This is a genomic window from Colwellia sp. 12G3 (assembly GCF_002836775.1).
Classification (GTDB): Bacteria; Pseudomonadota; Gammaproteobacteria; order Enterobacterales; family Alteromonadaceae; genus Colwellia.
Genome location: NZ_PJAQ01000004.1, coordinates 25,901 through 44,582, shown reverse-complemented (window position 1 = coordinate 44,582; position 18,682 = coordinate 25,901). Strand labels below are relative to the sequence as shown.

Genomic DNA, 18,682 nt, shown 5'->3' with positions numbered 1-18,682 from the left:
TTATCGCGGTATATTATGAGGGAAATGGTAGTAAATTAACGATGTGACTCCATGTGTGAGCCCATGAGCGAAATAGTTACTCTATCCCTTTAGAACTAAGGGGTGTTCATAATCGTGCCAGAGAATACTTGGCTGGTTCATCGTGTCACTCTGTGTAACTTTACTTTCTTTGTTGCTCATATAAATCAACCAATTAACTCTTTTTATGTATCGTTGTGTAACACTGAATATCGTCGTTTTTTCTACCGTTCTAAATTAAAACGTAGTCATTTTTATTCTCACTGGGGATTTCTTGTGTGTACCCATGATAAAAATCTTAAGGTAGTATAAAATGGCATTAAGTGATTTAAAATTATAGTTTTTATTCAATAAAAAACAATCCAAACTTTTCTATATAGTTGACCGTGACAGTTTAAGTGTGCGTGTTTCGGACTCAGAAACCATTACTTTTAAATATCGTTAACGTTATCCTGATATTTCATTGAAACAAGCGTGTGAGAAGATACCAGAATTAAGGCACTTATTGAATGGGTGTCAGTTATTTTAATTCTTAGCGTTGCCATGGGAAACAAAGCTATCAAAAAGGATAATAATCAAAGTTTGGTTGAGCTTTTTCATTAATTCTATTCGAGTAGGGTGTGATATTTTTTATTGTTAAGTGAACTGGGCTTTAATTGAAATATGCTACAAGTTAAAAAAGCATACTGACTGACATCATAAAGTTTCGTCCTGTCTGTGGTATAAGGGAGTTTGCCCAACCCTGTGAACGATGTTCAAAATCGTCACCGCTAGCTGCCGCTTCAGCGCCTGAATGGTAATAGTCTTCATCAAATAAATTTTTAACTTTAAACGCAATTTGTAAAGGCTCAAACAGATAGATAATATTTGCATCCACGGTTAAGTATTCTTCATTTTTTGTGTTTTTTGCCCGCAGTGCATTTCTTAAATATAGTGGCTTACTTGCTACCCAATTGGCTTTAACATTCACATTTAGCGCTTCACTTATTGGGATATTGATACTTGCATTAATTTTGTGAGGAGAAATATCTCCAAGTTCTGCATTCATGTCATCACAGGGATCGTATGAAATCATATTGCTTTCGGCGATTTCTTGACAATTTTCGATCCCTTTACCTACCCATAAACCCTGTTCATGATCATAGCTAACACTACTTTTTGACTTAGTATACGTATAGTAGAAGTGTCCGGTAATATTGCTCGCACCATCAATAAAATTAGGATATTGAAATTTACCACGATATTCCAAACCAATGGTACTGCGTTTACCTGCATTTTCTGCTTCTTCTTTTATTACATCGTCATATCTCGCAGTGAATACAGACAAGTCATGCAGCCAATTGTCTTGCTGATACATGTAGATAAGCTCAAGGTTCTCCGCTTTTTCTGGTTTGAGGTTAGGGTTTGCTGCTCGGCCGCTCCAGCCTCCCCAAAGCTGTATCGGTGCTGGTTCCTGAAAAGCCGTGCCATAAAGTAATTTGACTGTGGATTTTTCTGAGAGATAATAAATTGCGGAGGCTCTAGGGTTAACCGTACTACCATACAAGCTGTTTATGTCATATCTCAGCCCCGCATTTATTCGCCAATCGTTTATGTTCCAAATAGCTTGTGCGTAAGCCCCTTTATCTGTTAATTTTTCTAAATTTTCGTCTGGCATCCTACTTAATGTATTAGGCTGAATATCAATGGTGCTATCGGTGTTGAGAGCTACACCATTACCAGCGGTTTCAGGCGTATCAGATGAGCAAAAAGCTTCGGCATAATAGCTGCAAGCATCATAAGCTTTGGTAAGCTCTTTGCTTTCATATTTAATACCACCGCTGATTTTTAATGTGTCGCTATAGTCGTATTCGTAATCTTGTTTAAATAACCAGCTTTTATTGCTCGTCCTCCAATCTGAAATGGTCAGATATGACAAAACATCTGGACCAGACAATGCATCGGAACCCGGAAAAGATTCTACCCAGTAGCCGCCATTGCCACTAGTCCTGCCAAGCATAAGGGTATTAATTTCAAGTTTTTCATTAATGGGGGTTTTATGCCGCAGGTAAAGTTGCTGAGAGTTGCGATACCACTCAGCTCCAGGTTGCGCTCTATCATGAGGATATTGTGGCCCCCAACCATGACGCATATCCCACATAATTAAACCGAGTGTGAAATGCTTAAAACTCACATCGGCGAGAATACCCCATTCTTTCTGCGGGTCTTGGTAACTGCCGAAATTACTGTTTCCAGAGCTATGGGGGCAACCATCCTCTATACAATTGTTAGCCAGCGCTGTGTCGTATATTACAGGCCCCCAAATATCTCTGTTGCTCAATAGATCATTACTGACAAATCCCCAAGAAGAGAGATCATCTATACCAGCTTCATCACTTGTGTAATATTTAGCAGAAAAGTTATAGGTAAAATCGTCACGGTTACCGCCAGCCGTTAAGTCAACACTTTGGCTATCGTAACTTCCTGATTGAATATTAACCTTTATAAAATCATCATTCGGGTGAGTATCTTTGGCATCTAATGTGATCACATTTATGATACCTAAAAAGGCATTTGGCCCATATACAGCACCCGCAGGACCATATAAGACTTCAATCCTGTCAATGTTAGATAAGGGGTAGTTTTTCGAAAGAGTGGCTTCTTGATACCATAAATGGTTATCTACTATGCCATTAACTAACATCAAGGTTCGTTGAGTTAATGGGGTGCGATAACCGCGTTGATACGTTATAACACCACCATTACCGTTCGTAACAGTACTATCAAATCCAGGTAAATCGACAATTATTTCGTCAATACTTGTATAACCGCGTTGTTTTATATCGGTTGAGGAAATGATAACCATTGCGGCGGGGGCATCGCGTAGCGTTTCTTCAACACCAGAGGCAGATGACACGGTTACATTGAGTAAGTCTTCCAAACTTAGATTGAGCAGTGTATCCAAATATTGACTTTGTGCAAAACTTGTTGAAGTGACTAATGCTGTGGAGAGTAATAACAGAACAGATAATTTTTTTCTGCGATGTTTCTGAGCCATAAATTTCCTTTAAATCAAGAAAGGGCAGTAAACTAAATACTTGTGACACTACCAAAACTCAGCTAAGGCTTAGTTAATTAAAAACGTATTATTATCATTAAAGGTTAGAATAAATCGTTCGTATGTCAAATATTGGCAGAGTATTAATAATGTCTATCTTCCTCTAACTATTGTTGACCAATACATAGGAACTTCACTGAGGACTTCATAAGATAATACTTGAAAGAATATCAAATCTGTTTATTTAGAAATTAACAAGGATTATTTGAGCGGAGTATATAGATCAAGTGGTTAATTGTTTTATATTTACTGATTATCATTGTTTTTTCTACGTTATAAACATAAAAAAACCAAAAAGGTTGGAATCATAAATTAATGTAAATGGTATCACTTTTAGTACTACATCGTTACTAGGATAAATCAACTCGCATTGCTTGATGAAGATATTCTGATACTTCTTTTGCACGATTTCGAGAGAAGGTACCAGAATAACTACCAATGTTAAGACCTTTATGGAAAAGGTCTTAACAACTTTCAGATATATATCAAGTTAACTTACGCTCAACACATGTTCTTCATAACAAAGGGCATTTAAGTGTTGAACATAAGCAATTTCCATTCTTATATAAATACTAGCCTGCCACTCTTTTAGTTAATTAGGTCTAGCCTCTTTCATTGCTTGGATAATTTCCTTCACCGAATTTACCTGCCAAAAATCTTCTAACATAACAGGTAATTTTTGAAGCCAATTAGGATGCTGATCAATAGTGCCAGGAATATTGACTTGCTCTGCTATTTCTAGAACGTCTTCCAGTGGAATGAGCTGTATATGGCTCGGCGAAGTAGCTAGGTATTTTTGTACCGCAACACTGAGTTCAGTATTCATCAGGGCGGGCTCTTGTTGTGGCGCTTTGCTTATGTCTATCACTTTCAAATCCTCTAACGCGGCAATGAGGTTTTGTCGTTCACCCGCGCGCGAGCTTCTGTCTGCATGACCAGCTTCTTCATTTGGATACAGGTTAAGTTGTTCACGCCATGCTAAATCTCGCCCTTGCCACCAGCCAGATAAGGTTGCGGTATCATGCGTTGCAATTGTTGAAATTGATTGAACAGGGAAGTTTTCAGGTCGTTTGAATAAGCCAGATTCCCATCGCTCAAAAAACATGACTTTGAATGATAAAAGCCCTGCATTTTGAATGGTTTCGCTAAATCCATCGGGTACATTACCTAAGTCTTCACCTATAACAATACAGTTATTACGACTAGATTCTAGGGCAATAATTCGTAAAATATCATCGAAAGGAAAACTAATATAAACACCTTCATCCGCGGCCATACCGGGTGCTACCCAATATTGGCGCATTAAGCCTAAGATATGATCAATACGTAAAGCACCTGCATATTGCATACTACTACGAAGCGCCTTGACTAAGGGTTGGTAGCCTTGTGTTTGTAATGCAATAGGGTTGATAGGGGTTAATCCCCAGTTTTGTCCCAGTGGATTCATACCATCGGGTGGTGCGCCAATAGATGCGCCAGCAACATAAAGTGCTTTATCAGACCAGACATCAACGCCAGAACCATCGCAGCCGACAGCTAAATCAAGGTATAGGCCAATAGCCATGTCTTTATCTTTGGTGCATTGAGTTACGGCATTTAATTGTGTATGTGCTATCCACTGCAAAAAGCAAAAATATTCGATCCGTGAGGCGTGAGAAAGTTGAAATTTACCAACCTCGGCATTATTTGGGTCTTGAAAGTTTGTTGGCCAATCAGACCAACCATAAACGTTCTTTTCCGTTAAATTAAAATGCTCATTTAACGCATCAAAAGTAGCAAAACGCTGTAAGTCTTTACCGTGTTTTTGTTTGAAATCGTCAAATTCAGCTGACATTAATGGGTATGTATCTTTTTTATTATCATCGAAATCTTTAAATAATAATTCGGTAATTTCATACTTAAGTTTGGCTACTGCGGGGTAGTCAACTAATTCACTTGCTTTGGCAGCAGTAATGTTTTGCTGAAATGTTTTACTGTTAACTTTTACCTTGGCCATATTACAAGATTCAAAGTTAGCGACTTTAGTTACATCGATATAAAGAGTATTCAAAAAGCAACGACTTGATGGTGAATAAGGACTTCTGTGTGCAGGGTTTTGCTGATAAAGCGGGTGAAGTGGGTTTAATCCAATCGTTGATGCCTGTTGCGTTACTGATGTTTCAACCAGTTCACATAAATCGGTAAAGTCACCTATGCCCCAATTATTGTTACTACGTAAAGAATATAACTGTGCGGTGAGCCCCCACATTTTATTAGCTGACGCTTTTTGAGGGCTGTAACACATTTTAGGGGTACTAATTAGCGGGCAGTTGGCTTGAACCTTATCTGTGTGGATATTCAGTTGATAATAACCTTGTTCTAGTACCGGCAAGGGTAATAAATATTGGCAATAATGTGTTTCGTCAATGTCTGTCTCGTCAATGAGTTGTAGGCTGTTGATCTCTACAGAGCCGGCAATGTCACTTCCTAACCCATCTTCAAATTCATTCTCTAAGTCAGGGGTAACTTTCCATTGTAGTAATAAACTTTCTGTTTTAGGCAAACTTATTTTTATAAAATGTTGCTGTTCTTCAAGTTTAACAATATGAACGGCGGGTAATATGTTTAGCCATTGCTTTTGATTTAATAACGTTATGGCTTTAATTAACGATTCGTCATCTAAGTCGAAGCCCATTGCTTTTAATAATGCCCGTCTAGCTTGGTCTTTAGCTATCACTTTATCACCAAACGCTCCCCTGTAACTTAAGTGAAAACCCACCAATTCGGCTAACTGTTTAATGAGACTCATTAATATCCCTTTTTAATCATGAAATAAAATTACATTTAGTTGTAATTTTAACAATATTTAGGTTAGAATTAAAGCATATAAAGTTTTAATACATACTTTTGTCCGTGTAAAAGTCAGATATGTTGTTTTTTTACAACATATCTGAGGTGGTCATTCAATCGAAGACTATCATTACTTTACTGACATCGATTAGTTTTTTTATATCCGGCTTGATTTATGCTATTTCATCATGTCGTAACAAAAAACGACTAGTTTAAAACGTAAACGCGCATTACTGGAGCAATCTTGCAATATTTTGCACTGAAATAAAGCGAAAATCAGTAATGTAAAGTTGATTAATACATGATTAATGGAGAATAACAATGCTAACAAAAAAATTTTTTAAGACGAAAGATGAAGCGGAAGTGACCTTTGAATTTAATCGAAGTGACGTAACAACAGCGATGTTAGTTGGTGATTTTAACGACTGGCAAGCCATTGAAATGAAGTTTAATAAAAAAACACAAAGTTTTAAAACCAAACTCAGGTTGCCAAAAGGGGGAACATTCCATTTTCGTTACCTGCTAAATAACACTGAGTGGGAAAACGATGATAAAGCGGATCAATATCTACCTAATGATTTTGGTAGTGATAATAGTGTGGTAACTACTAGCCTTTAAATGCTAGTAAAGTTAAATACTATTATTTTATTGCTGTTTATTTTCTTATAGTTTACCTTGATTGAAAGCGCTTCCTGTATTTTGTTTTCAATCAAGTAACAATCAACCATTGATTGTTACTAACTGATGGTTATTGGAGAAACATGGAACAATATCGAATAGAACCGGGAAATGTCTATCCTATAGGTGCGACTGTTGATGACACCGGTGTTAACTTTGCTATTTTTTCCGCACATGCCGAAAAGATAGCGCTTTGTATTTTTGATGAGCACGGTCGCCAAGAGTTAGAACGCTTCGTTTTACCACAGTGTGAACATAATATTTGGCATGGTTTTCTCAAAGGAGCTAAAGCAGGTTTAGTGTATGGTTATCGGGTCTATGGATCTTATAGTCCTGAACTCGGTCATCGTTTTAATCATCATAAATTATTGTTAGACCCTTATGCAAAAGCATTAACAGGGAATTTTTCATGGTCAGATCGTCACTTCGCTTATGACGTGAATGATCCCAAAAAAGATTTATCATTTGATGATAGAGATAATGCCGATGTAATGCTCAAAGCGGTTGTTATGGAGCCATCTGCTCCTCTTTTACCAAGAAAGCCAATTGCTTGGAAAAACACGGTTATTTACGAAGGTCATGTTAAAGGTCTAACGCAACTTAACCCAAATGTTCCTAAACACTTACGTGGTTCTTTTTTAGGATTAAGTCATCCCTCGATGATTGCTCATTACCGTGCTATGGGCATAACCACCATAGAATTATTACCTGTTCAGCAATTTATCTCTGAACAATTTTTAGCAGATAAAAACCTCTCTAATTACTGGGGGTATAATTCTCTTGCTTTTTTTGTTCCCCATAAAGATTATTTAAACCAACACCAAATAAAAGATTTTCAACGCATGGTTGATGAACTTCATCAAGCCGGTTTTGAAGTGCTCATTGATGTGGTTTACAACCACACGTGTGAAGGAAATTGGTTAGGACCTACTTTAAGTTTTAGAGGCATAGACAACCATTCTTATTATCGCTTAAACCCCACTGAGCCACGTTATTATATCAATGATACTGGCTGTGGAAATACCTTAAATATTAGCCACCCTCGTGTATTACAAATGGTTATGGACAGTTTGCGCTATTGGGTTCAAGTGATGGGTGTTGATGGTTTTAGGTTTGATTTAGCCACCATTCTAGGTCGTGAAGTACATGGGTTTGACAAGAGTAATGGTTTTTTAGATGCTATTTTACAAGACCCAGTACTTAACAGTGTAAAAGTCATTGCTGAGCCTTGGGATATCGGCCCTGGCGGATACCAATTAGGTGGCTTTCCTTCGCCTTGGTCTGAATGGAACGACCGCTATCGCGATACCATCAGACGCTATTGGCGTGGTGATCAAGGCATGTTACCTGAATTTGCACGGAGAATTCATGGCTCAAGTGATATTTTTGAACACAGTGGTCGTCAGCCTTTTGCCAGTATCAATTTTCTCTGTAGTCACGATGGCAATACCTTACATGATTTAGTGAGTTATCAAGATCGCCATAACGCAGCTAATGGCGAAAATAATCGTGATGGTCATTCGGATAACTTTGCACGTAATCATGGTGTTGAAGGTGAAACTAGCGATAAAGACATTTTAGCGTTGCGATTACGACAAATAAAAAATATGTTGGCAACGCTAATGCTTTCTCAAGGCGTACCTATGTTACTTGCCGGTGATGAGATAGGGCGTAGTCAAAAAGGCAACAATAATGCTTATTGCCAAGACAATGAAATAAATTGGTTAGATTGGGACGACAATGCTTTACACGCCGACGAGCTAAAAGTTTTTGTAGCAAGTTTAACGCAATTAAGAAAACGTTTTTCTATGTTAGCCCATGACCGTTTTATTCATAACGATGATAAAGAGGCTGCGGTCAATATCACTTGGTTCCATTCGTCAGGCTACGCCATGAGAAAAGAGGATTGGCATGCTCATCATGCGTCGACGTTAGGGTATTTGATACAAGAAAAAGAGCCTTCGACACCAGTACTTTTATGCCTTTTTCACGCAGGAAAAGAGCCGGTAGCATTTCAATTACCTGAGATAGATGCCATAGCGCATTGGCAGGTGATAATCGATACCACAGCGAGTGCTGAACAAACCGAAGTACGCCTTATTCCAGCAGAACGAATAATTACCATGGCACCCTTTTCAACGATTGTTTTATTAAACGATTGTTTATAACTACTTATTGATACAAGAATAGGATTTAGCGATTAATGAATAAACCAAACCCCCTTTGTGAAATCACCACATCTGATAACAGTGTTTTAATGAATGAAGATACCTTTGTAGAAGATTTAGCACGACATTTCCATTTTTCATTGGGTCGTGACAAAGTGCAAGAATCTCATTTATATCTTTATAACGCGCTTGCCATCACCATTCGTGACCGTTTAGTTGACCAATGGAGAAAAACGCGTGCCTCTAGAGGGCATCAACGCCGTGTTGGTTATATTTCGTTAGAGTTTTTAATGGGACGAACCCTTAATAATGCCATTTTGAATTTAGATTTAGATGACACTGTTCGTGAGGCGCTCAAAGGCTATTGCTGTGATTTAGAAGATGTTGAACAATCAGAGCATGACGCAGGCTTAGGTAACGGTGGTTTAGGTCGTTTAGCGGCATGTTTTTTAGATAGCTGTGCAAGTTTGTCTTTGCCTGTTATTGGTTATGGCATTCGTTACGAATACGGTATGTTTAATCAACAAATTAAAAACGGTAATCAAGTTGAACACCCAGATAATTGGTTACGTAATGGTAATCCTTGGGAAATAGCCGCGCCGGAAAAAGCCATTAGAGTTAAATTTTTTGGTCAGGTAGACGTAATTACTAAGCGAAGTGGCCAGCAATACCGACAATGGAATAACACCCACGATGTGCTTGCCGTACCCTACGATATGCCGATCCCTGGTTATCAAAATGGTATCGTTAATACGTTAAGATTATGGAAATCTGAAGCGACAGATGAATTTGATCTTGATGAATTTAACGCCGGTAGTTATACCGAATCGGTTGCGAGAAAAAACCTCGCTGAACAAATTACTATGGTGTTGTATCCAAACGACAGCAGTGAAAATGGTAAAGAACTACGCCTACGTCAACAATATTTTTTATCTTCAGCCTCTTTGCAAGATACCATCAACAGTTACGTTGAAAATGAGGGCAATGATTTCGACAAGTTTGTTGAACTCAATAGTTTTCAATTAAACGACACGCACCCGAGCATCGCTGTGGCTGAATTGATGCGTATTCTAATGGATGATTATGCTATTGCATGGAATGACGCGTGGAACATTACCTCACAAACCATGGCTTATACCAATCATACCTTATTACCCGAAGCGCTAGAGAAATGGCCTGTTAGGTTATTTGAAAATTTATTACCGCGTATTATAGAAATTATTTATGAAATAAACGCACGCTTTTTACTCCAGGTTGCCGTCGCCTGGCCGGGTGATTCTGAAAAACAACGAGCGTTGTCATTAATTGAAGAGGGACATGAACCACAGGTGAGAATGGCGCATTTAGCTATTGTGGGAAGTTACTCTGTTAATGGTGTTGCTGCCTTACATACCAAACTGTTAAAGGCAGGACTATTTAACGATTTTTATCAATTATGGCCTGACAAATTCAATAATAAAACAAATGGTGTTACTCCTCGTCGTTGGTTATCACATTGCAACACAAGTCTCGCTAAACTCATCTCGAGTAAAATCGGTAAAACCTGGGTAGCTGATTTTTCAGAGGTATCTTTATTGCGTAAATTTGCTGAAGAAAAGGCTTTTCAACAACAATGGCGAGACAGTAAAAAAGCGAATAAAGCCGTTTTAGTGGACTTTGTTGAACGCGCAACTGGGGTCAAGTTTGACCTTGATATGATGTTTGATGTGCAAGTTAAACGTATTCATGAATACAAACGTCAGTTACTTAATATTTTACATGTTATTGGTTTATACGACCGAATTAGAAAAGGTGATACGGCTAACATTACACCACGCTGTGTGCTCATTGGCGGAAAGGCAGCTCCTGGCTATGTGATGGCGAAAGAGATTATTAAATTAATTAATAATGTAGCAGACACCATTAATTTAGACCCCAAAGCGTCTAAATACCTCAAGGTCGCTTTTATTCCTAATTACAATGTCTCGGCGATGGAAATTATTTGCCCAGCGACTGATTTGTCTGAGCAAATATCCACAGCCGGTAAAGAAGCATCTGGTACCGGAAACATGAAGTTTATGATGAACGGTGCGCTAACTATAGGTACGTTAGATGGTGCAAACATAGAGATTAGAGAGGCGGTTGAAGCGGAAAACTTTTTCCTATTCGGTGCTCAAGCTGATGAAATTCCGTCTATTCTTGAAAATTACCAACCTAATGAGATTATTGCTAATTCTGAGGTGTTATCAGCGGTAATGCACTTGTTAGAAAGTGGTCACTTTAATTTATTCGAACCGGGTATTTTTGATTCAATCATTAATACTATTCGTGACCCCCATGATATGTGGTTAACCGCGTATGATTTTGATAGTTATTTTAACGCGCAACGCAGCGTTGATAAAGCCTATAAAGATCAAAACTTGTGGACCAAAATGAGTATTTTAAACACAGCGGCCAGCGGTGTTTTTTCAAGCGATCACACTATCAGACAGTATCGAGATGAGATCTGGAAACTTTAGTTTTATAACGTAAAGCTGAATAACCTGAACTCAGGGTAAAGAAGAAAAAAGTTGTTTTATTGTACGATAATTAATATTTGTAAAGGAGGCATTATGCCCAAGTATGAAGAAAGAAGAATCAGTAGTTTAACAAAAGATACCTATGCACTTGTGTTAGCGGGTGGGCGAGGTTCACGATTATTTGAATTAACGGACAGAAGAGCAAAACCGGCAACTTTTTTTGGCGGTAAGTTTAGGATCATTGATTTTCCTTTATCAAACTGTATTAACTCAGGCATCCGACGGATAGGTATTGCCACCCAATATAAATCTCACTCACTTATACGTCATGTAAACCGTGGTTGGGGACATTTCAAAAAAGAATTAGGCGAGTCTATTGAAATATTGCCAGCATCACAGCAAAAGGGTGAAGGTTGGTATATGGGTACGGCGAATGCGGTTTTTCAAAACATCGATATCATCAGACATGAATTACCTAAATATGTGATGATTTTATCGGGTGATCATGTTTACCGTATGGATTATGGTCCTTTACTGGCGAAACATGTTGCTAATGATGCTGATATGACGGTTTGTTGTATTGAAGTACCCACTGAGGAAGCTGCGGGTTCTTTTGGTGTTATGACCGTTGATGAACAAAGTCGTGTTTGCCGGTTTGATGAAAAACCAGAAAATCCCTCAGAAGTACCAGGTAAACCCGGTGTTACTTTAGCTTCAATGGGAAATTATGTTTTTAATACTGAATTTCTGTTTGAGCAATTAGAAAAAGACGCAGCTAAAGAAGGTTCAGGTGGTGATTTTGGTAATGATATCATTCCTGGCATCATTAAATCTCATCGCGTTTTTGCTTTTCCATTTAAAGATCCCGATAGTGATAAGCAACCTTACTGGCGCGATGTTGGTACGTTAGACTCGTTCTGGGAAGCTAATATGGAATTGGTTGAACCCGAGCCGCAACTTGATATGTACGATGAAAATTGGCCTATTTGGACTTATCAGGAACAAACAGCACCAGCAAAGTTTGTGTTTGACCAAGAAGAACGACGTGGCATAGCGATTGATTCTACGGTATCTGGTGGCGTAGTTGTTTCGGGTTCTACGGTGAAACGTTCATTGTTATTTTCAAAAGTCAGGGTTAATTCTTTTTGTGACATTGACGAATCGGTAATATTACCGGGTGCAATTATCAACCGTGGCTGTAAAATTACAAAAGCCATCATTGACCGAAGTTGTGTTATTCCTGAAGGCATGGAAATTGGTATAAATCATGACAATGACCGAGCCAATGGTTTTAGGGTTACGAGTAAAGGCGTCGTTTTAGTCACACTGGGTATGATCGCTGCCCTTGAAGCAAAAAATAAATAAGCGCTAACAATATGAGAACTATTTAGCTAGCAGATAATTTCACCACCGTTGAAGTTACTCTGCTTAGCTCAGTATTTATTCACTTTAATAGGGCATATATTATTTCAATGGCTATATTAGCGATTTGTTAAAAAGTGCTAGGCCGTTTGAACGATATACTAGGAAAATATAATGAATAACCAAGCAACAAGCTTGTTAGCTAATGAAGACGTTTCAGCAATCATTCATGCGAAACATCAAGATGTTTTCTCGGTATTGGGGATGCATAAGCACCCAACTGAGAGTGGGTTAGTTGTTCGAGCCTTTTTACCCGAAGCACTCAACGTCGAGGTTATCGATAGCAAAACTAATAAATCGGTCGCAGTACTTAATTGTGTTAATCAAGCCGGTCTTTTTGAAGGGAAACTAGGACGTCGACGTAATGCTTTTAGCTATCGTTTACGTGTTTCTTATAAAAGCGACATACTCGTTATAGAAGACCCATACCGATATCCATCCATGATAAATCAGGATGATCTTTACCTTTTTTGTGAAGGTACTCACGAACAAACCTACCAATGGATGGGCGCCCACGAGCGTGCAATCGATGATGTTAAAGGCGTTCATTTTGTTTTATGGGCACCCGATGCTACGCGTGTATCGGTAGTGAGTGACTTTAACTTTTGGGATGGTAGACGCCATGTCATGCGCAAACACCCTGCGGCTGGTGTTTGGGAAATTTTTATTCCTAACATTGTTGCTAATGCGAGTTATAAATATGAAATAGCTGATAAACATGGACAAATTCAACCATTAAAAGCAGATCCGTACGCATTTGAAATGCAAAAATCCCCGGGAACTGCGACCAAGGTTATTAAAAACAGTGGTTACCAATGGCAAGATGGCGAGTGGATGAGTGAACGAGCTACTTCATCAAATCATTATCAAGGTGCGGTGTCTATTTACGAAGTGCATTTAGGCTCATGGAAAAGAAACGGTGAGGACTACTCTGCTACAGAACATTCACCTAGCTATTTAACTTACCGTGAATTGGCTGAGCAATTGATACCGTATACGGTAGCCATGGGCTTTACCCATCTTCAACTTATGCCAGTCAGTGAATACCCTTTTGACGGCTCGTGGGGTTATCAACCAATAGGTTTGTTTGCGCCTACTGCACGCTTTGGCAGCAGCGAAGATTTTAAATATTTTGTTGATTGTTGCCATAAAGCGGGCCTTGGCTTATTGCTAGATTGGGTCCCAGGACATTTTCCTACCGATGAACATGGCACCGGAAAATTTGACGGCTCATGTTTGTATGAACACGAAGATTTACGCAAAGGCTTTCACCCAGATTGGCAAACACTCATTTACAACTATGGCCGTGCAGAAGTAAAAAGTTATTTGATCAGTAATGCCATTTACTGGCTAGATCAATTCCATATTGATGGCTTACGTGTTGATGCCGTTGCCTCAATGTTGTACTTAGATTACAGCCGAGAAGCAGGGGAGTGGCTTCCTAATATTCACGGCGGAAGAGAAAATTTAGAGGCTATCGAATTATTGCAGCAAGTTAATACCCGTGCCTATTTAAAACATCCGGGTGTGATGATGATTGCAGAAGAATCAACTGCTTGGCCGGGGGTTTCGAAACCGGTAGATAGCGGAGGTTTAGGGTTTGGCTTCAAATGGAACATGGGCTGGATGAATGATACCTTAAAATATATGGAGCGCGATCCTATTTATCGTCAACACCATCACAACGAAATGACATTCGGCTTGGTATATAGCTTTAGTGAAAATTTTGTTTTACCCATCAGTCATGATGAAGTTGTGCATGGTAAAGGTTCAATGCTTAATAAAATGCCGGGCGATGATTGGCAAAAATTTGCTAACTTACGCGCGTATTACGGTTTTATGTGGACGCATCCCGGTAAAAAATTACTCTTTATGGGCTGTGAATTTGCTCAACGTAATGAGTGGAATCACGATCAAAGTTTAGATTGGCATTTACTCGAAAGCGATAGCCATAAAGGTGTTCAAGACTTGATAAAAGATCTTAATCATACTTATCGTAACATTCCGGCTTTGTATGAAATGGACTGTGACAGCACCGGTTTTGAGTGGTTAGACTCACAAAATAGCGAACAATCCATTTTAATCTATTTACGCAAAGGACGAGCAGGCACTGCTCCAGCTTTAGTTGTCGTTAATCTTACGCCGACCAGTTACGATAATTATTGTGTTGGCGTGCCTTTGTCTGGTTATTACCGAGAGTGTTTAAATACTGACAGCGTCAAGTATGGCGGTAGTAATGTTGGTAATGGCGGTGGTGTTAGCTCACAAAATAAGGCTTATGCGGGTCAGCCTAATCAACTGTCGTTAGCTATTCCACCACTAGCGACCATGATTTTTGAATGGCAGGATAATGACTAATTATTGGCTATAAATAATAATTATTTTTAAGGATAAATGATGAAAAACATTACAACTAAAGAAGTGACAACCCAAGCATTTGATGATCAAAAACCGGGTACTTCTGGTTTACGTAAAAAAGTCACCCAATTTCAACAAGTGGGCTATTTAGAAAACTTTGTTCAAGCTGTTTTTAACACCATTGCTCCCTGTGCTGGTAAATCGTTGGTGTTAGGTGGCGATGGACGTTTTTATAATCGCGAAGCGATACAAGTAATCATTAGAATGGCAATCGCCAACGGTTTTTCTCACATATTAGTGGGTAAGGGCGGGATTTTATCGACACCAGCGGCTTCTTGTGTGATCAGAAAACATCAAACTTGTGGTGGTATTATTTTATCGGCAAGCCATAATCCAGGTGGACCGGATGAAGATTTCGGTATTAAATTTAATGGTGAAAATGGCGGTCCAGCCCCTGAAAAATTGACGGATGAAATTTTCCAGCAAACATTGTCTATTACGCACTATCAAACCATTGATGCAGAAGATGTTGAACTTGACCAATTAGGCACCTTGCAGATAGCGCAGACCCAAATTGAGATTATTGATCCCGTCATTGATTATGCTGATTTGATGGAATCAATGTTTGACTTTGATGCAATGAAGAGCCTGTTCAAACAAGGTGATTTTCAATTATGTTTTGATGCGATGCATGCGGTTAACGGCCCTTATGCAAAAGAGATCCTCGAACGCCGTCTAGGCGCGCCTGCAGGTACGGTCATTAATGGGGTACCATTAACCGATTTTGGTGGTGGACATCCAGACCCCAATTTAGTCCATGCCCATGAACTCGTTAATTTATTACACGGAGAGGATGCCCTTGATTTTGGTGCCGCTTCAGACGGTGATGGCGATCGAAATATGGTGTTAGGCAAAAACTTTTACATAAACCCTTGTGATAGTTTAGCAATATTAACGGCTAATGCTGATTGTATTCCCGCTTATTCAAAGGGAATTTCAGGCGTTGCGCGTTCAATGCCGACAAGTAGAGCGGTAGATCGGGTGGCGACAGCAATGAACATACCGTGTTATGAAACACCGACTGGCTGGAAGTTTTTTGGTAATTTATTAGATGCGGGAAAAATAACCCTCTGTGGTGAAGAAAGTTTTGGAACTGGCTCTGATCATGTCAGAGAAAAAGATGGTTTATGGGCAGTATTATTTTGGCTTAACTTAATTGCCGTAAAAAAACAGCCAGTCAGTAATATTGTCAGAAATCATTGGGCCAAGTATGGCCGTGATTACTTTACCCGTCATGATTACGAAGCAGTAGACAGTGGTGACGCACAAGAGATGATCCGCCAATTAAAAGAAAAAATACCTTCATTACCAGGTCAGATTTTTTCGGGTAGTCAAAGTGCAGGACTTACCATAGAATCTGCGGATGATTTTCAATATATTGATCCCGTTGATAACAGTAAAACTACCGAGCAAGGCGTTCGAGTTTACTTAAACAATGGTGGGCGCATTGTCTTTAGGCTTTCAGGTACTGGTACACAAGGCGCAACGTTAAGGGTTTATCTTGATTGTTACCAAAATAACCCTGATTTATTTGAGCAAGATACCCAAGAAGCGTTAAGCGAATTAATTCAAGTGGCTGATACCTTGGCAGGTATTAAACGCTTTACTGGCAGAGAAAAGCCTGACGTGATCACCTAATGATTATAGAATGATAATTAACTATCTTATATTAAGATAATAATTAATAAATTTTTGAAAATAGCGAAAGGGATAAAATGAAAATATTAATGGCTGCTGCAGAAAATGATGCTTTACCTGGTGGTAAAGTTGGCGGTATTGGTGATGTTGTAAGAGATATCCCGATCGCTTTAGCCAACATTGGTCAACAGGTTGATGTGGTTATGCCAGGCTATGGCCGTTTTTCTAAGCTTTCAGGCGCTGAACATATTACTTCATTGCAAGTGATGTTTGGTGGCCAAGAGCAAACCATTGAAATTTTCAAAGTTCCGGCTAAGAAAGCGACTAATCTAGTGACTCAATGGGTGATAGAACACCCTTTGTTTGCAATAGGTGGTGAAGGTAGTATCTATTGTGATGACCCTGATAATAGACCCTTTGCATCTGATGCCACTAAGTTTGCTTTATTTAGTGTATCCGTCGCTAAAGCTATTGTTAGTGATGTTTTTGGGAAAATTGACGTGTTACATCTACACGATTGGCATACCGCTATGGTGTCACTACTGCGCGCCTATGATCCCCAATACCAAGCATTGCAAGCGATAAAAACCGTCTACACCATTCATAATTTAGCGTTGCAAGGTATTAGACCCATTGATGGTGATGAATCGTCGTTAAAGGCTTGGTTTCCGCATTTAGCGTTTGATCAAAACCAAATTAATGATCCCCGTTATCATCATTGCTTTAATCCTATGCGCTCAGGTATTAACTTATCAGATAAAGTGCATGCCGTTTCACCTACTTACGCAAAAGAAATATTATCACCTAGCATGCCTGAACAAGGATATTTTGGCGGAGAAGGATTAGAAAATGATTTACGTCATGCTGCTGATTCTCAGCGCTTACACGGCATATTAAATGGTTGTGAGTATCCTGAAAATGTTGATGCACAGGTGAATGCTCGTCTCAACTTGAAAGAGTTAATGACACTGTCTGAAAACGAAGTGATGAAATGGTTGGCAGATAAACCTTTGGTTGATAACGCCCATTTAATCGCCTTAACACGATTAAAACAGCTGTCTGTGAAAAAGTATAAAAAGACCCCTTTAGTCTTAACGTCAGTAGGGCGTATTACCGACCAAAAAGTAAGACTTTTTCAACAAGTCATGCAAAACGGTGAAACTGCTTTAGCACAATTGTTAAATACGTTGGGTGATGATGGCGTGTTTATTTTATTAGGCAGCGGTGACAAAAAATTAGAAAACTTTTTATCAGAGATTGCATCAACACATACTAATTTTATATTTCTTAAAGGTTACTCTGAAGCCTTATCAGAAAGTATGTATAGCTCAGGTGATCTCTTTTTAATGCCAAGTTCTTTCGAGCCATGTGGTATTAGTCAAATGTTAGCAATGCGAGCAGGACAGCCATGCTTAGCTCACAGTGTCGGTGGTTTAAGTGACACTATTATTGATAATCAAAATGGCTTTACTTTTAGTGGTGGCAATCCGTTACAACAAGCTGAAAACATGCTTAGTTGTTTTCACTTGCTGCTCAGTCAGAAACATAAAGATAGCAAAGCATGGGACGAAATTTCCAGCAATGCGCTTGCCACAAGGTTCTTATGGCAAGACGTAGCACAAGATTATCTTAAATTTTTATATGGTGGGAGTAAATAAGCTAACTTCTCCCAAACTTTGATCTTGCTTGTTCAGTACAATATTTTGTTGCTTATTTTTTTATGCATCAATGCGTACTGAATCATAACTTAATGCAAGCTAATGGCGCTATCTGATAATTAATTACTAGGACTAATTACAAGGATTAATATAATAGCGACATAAGTGTGTCACTTCATTTTTACCTAGATACAACACTAATGGTAGAATAATCATTCTCGAGTTTGTTTATTTTTCCTATGTGGGTTTTTGTTGTAC

Annotated in this window: 9 protein-coding genes; 7 read left to right on the top strand and 2 right to left on the bottom strand. The window is 38.9% G+C overall.

Translation table 11 applies throughout. The features are described 5' to 3' along the window. Positions 1–691: 691 nt before the first annotated feature. Both CXF71_RS01400 and malQ read right to left on the bottom strand, forming a co-directional pair. Positions 692–3,055, bottom strand: coding sequence for a TonB-dependent receptor plug domain-containing protein (locus CXF71_RS01400; RefSeq protein WP_101231210.1), 2,364 nt, complete (start codon positions 3,053–3,055; stop codon positions 692–694). Between the two features lie 652 nt (positions 3,056–3,707). Next, positions 3,708–5,903, bottom strand: a complete 2,196-nt coding sequence (gene malQ / locus CXF71_RS01395; RefSeq protein WP_101231209.1) for a 4-alpha-glucanotransferase — start codon at positions 5,901–5,903, stop codon at positions 3,708–3,710. Positions 5,904–6,265: 362 nt separating this feature from the next. Between malQ and CXF71_RS01390 the strand changes: the two genes are divergently transcribed. The 7 genes from CXF71_RS01390 to CXF71_RS01360 all read left to right on the top strand — a co-directional run bounded on the left by CXF71_RS01390 (position 6,266) and on the right by CXF71_RS01360 (position 18,424). Then, positions 6,266–6,562 carry an isoamylase early set domain-containing protein gene (locus CXF71_RS01390; protein ID WP_101231208.1) on the top strand — a complete coding sequence of 99 codons (297 nt, stop codon included), beginning with the start codon at positions 6,266–6,268 and terminating at the stop codon, positions 6,560–6,562. Between the two features lie 143 nt (positions 6,563–6,705). Further along, positions 6,706–8,790, top strand: a complete 2,085-nt coding sequence (glgX, locus tag CXF71_RS01385) for a glycogen debranching protein GlgX (protein ID WP_101231207.1) — start codon at positions 6,706–6,708, stop codon at positions 8,788–8,790. Positions 8,791–8,825: 35 nt separating this feature from the next. Then, positions 8,826–11,288, top strand: coding sequence for a glycogen/starch/alpha-glucan phosphorylase (locus CXF71_RS01380; protein ID WP_101231206.1), 2,463 nt, complete (start codon positions 8,826–8,828; stop codon positions 11,286–11,288). 93 nt (positions 11,289–11,381) lie between these two features. Next, positions 11,382–12,653, top strand: a complete 1,272-nt coding sequence (glgC, locus tag CXF71_RS01375; RefSeq protein WP_101231205.1) for a glucose-1-phosphate adenylyltransferase — start codon at positions 11,382–11,384, stop codon at positions 12,651–12,653. 171 nt (positions 12,654–12,824) lie between these two features. Then, a complete protein-coding gene (gene glgB, locus CXF71_RS01370) occupies positions 12,825–15,068 on the top strand; it encodes a 1,4-alpha-glucan branching protein GlgB (protein ID WP_101231204.1) in 2,244 nt (747 codons plus the stop codon). A gap of 39 nt (positions 15,069–15,107) precedes the next feature. Then, positions 15,108–16,766, top strand: coding sequence for an alpha-D-glucose phosphate-specific phosphoglucomutase (locus CXF71_RS01365; protein ID WP_101231203.1), 1,659 nt, complete (start codon positions 15,108–15,110; stop codon positions 16,764–16,766). 77 nt (positions 16,767–16,843) lie between these two features. After that, the gene (locus CXF71_RS01360; protein WP_101231202.1) at positions 16,844–18,424 is read left to right on the top strand and encodes a glycogen synthase; all 1,581 of its coding nucleotides are present in this window, start codon (positions 16,844–16,846) and stop codon (positions 18,422–18,424) included. Positions 18,425–18,682: the final 258 nt, after the last annotated feature.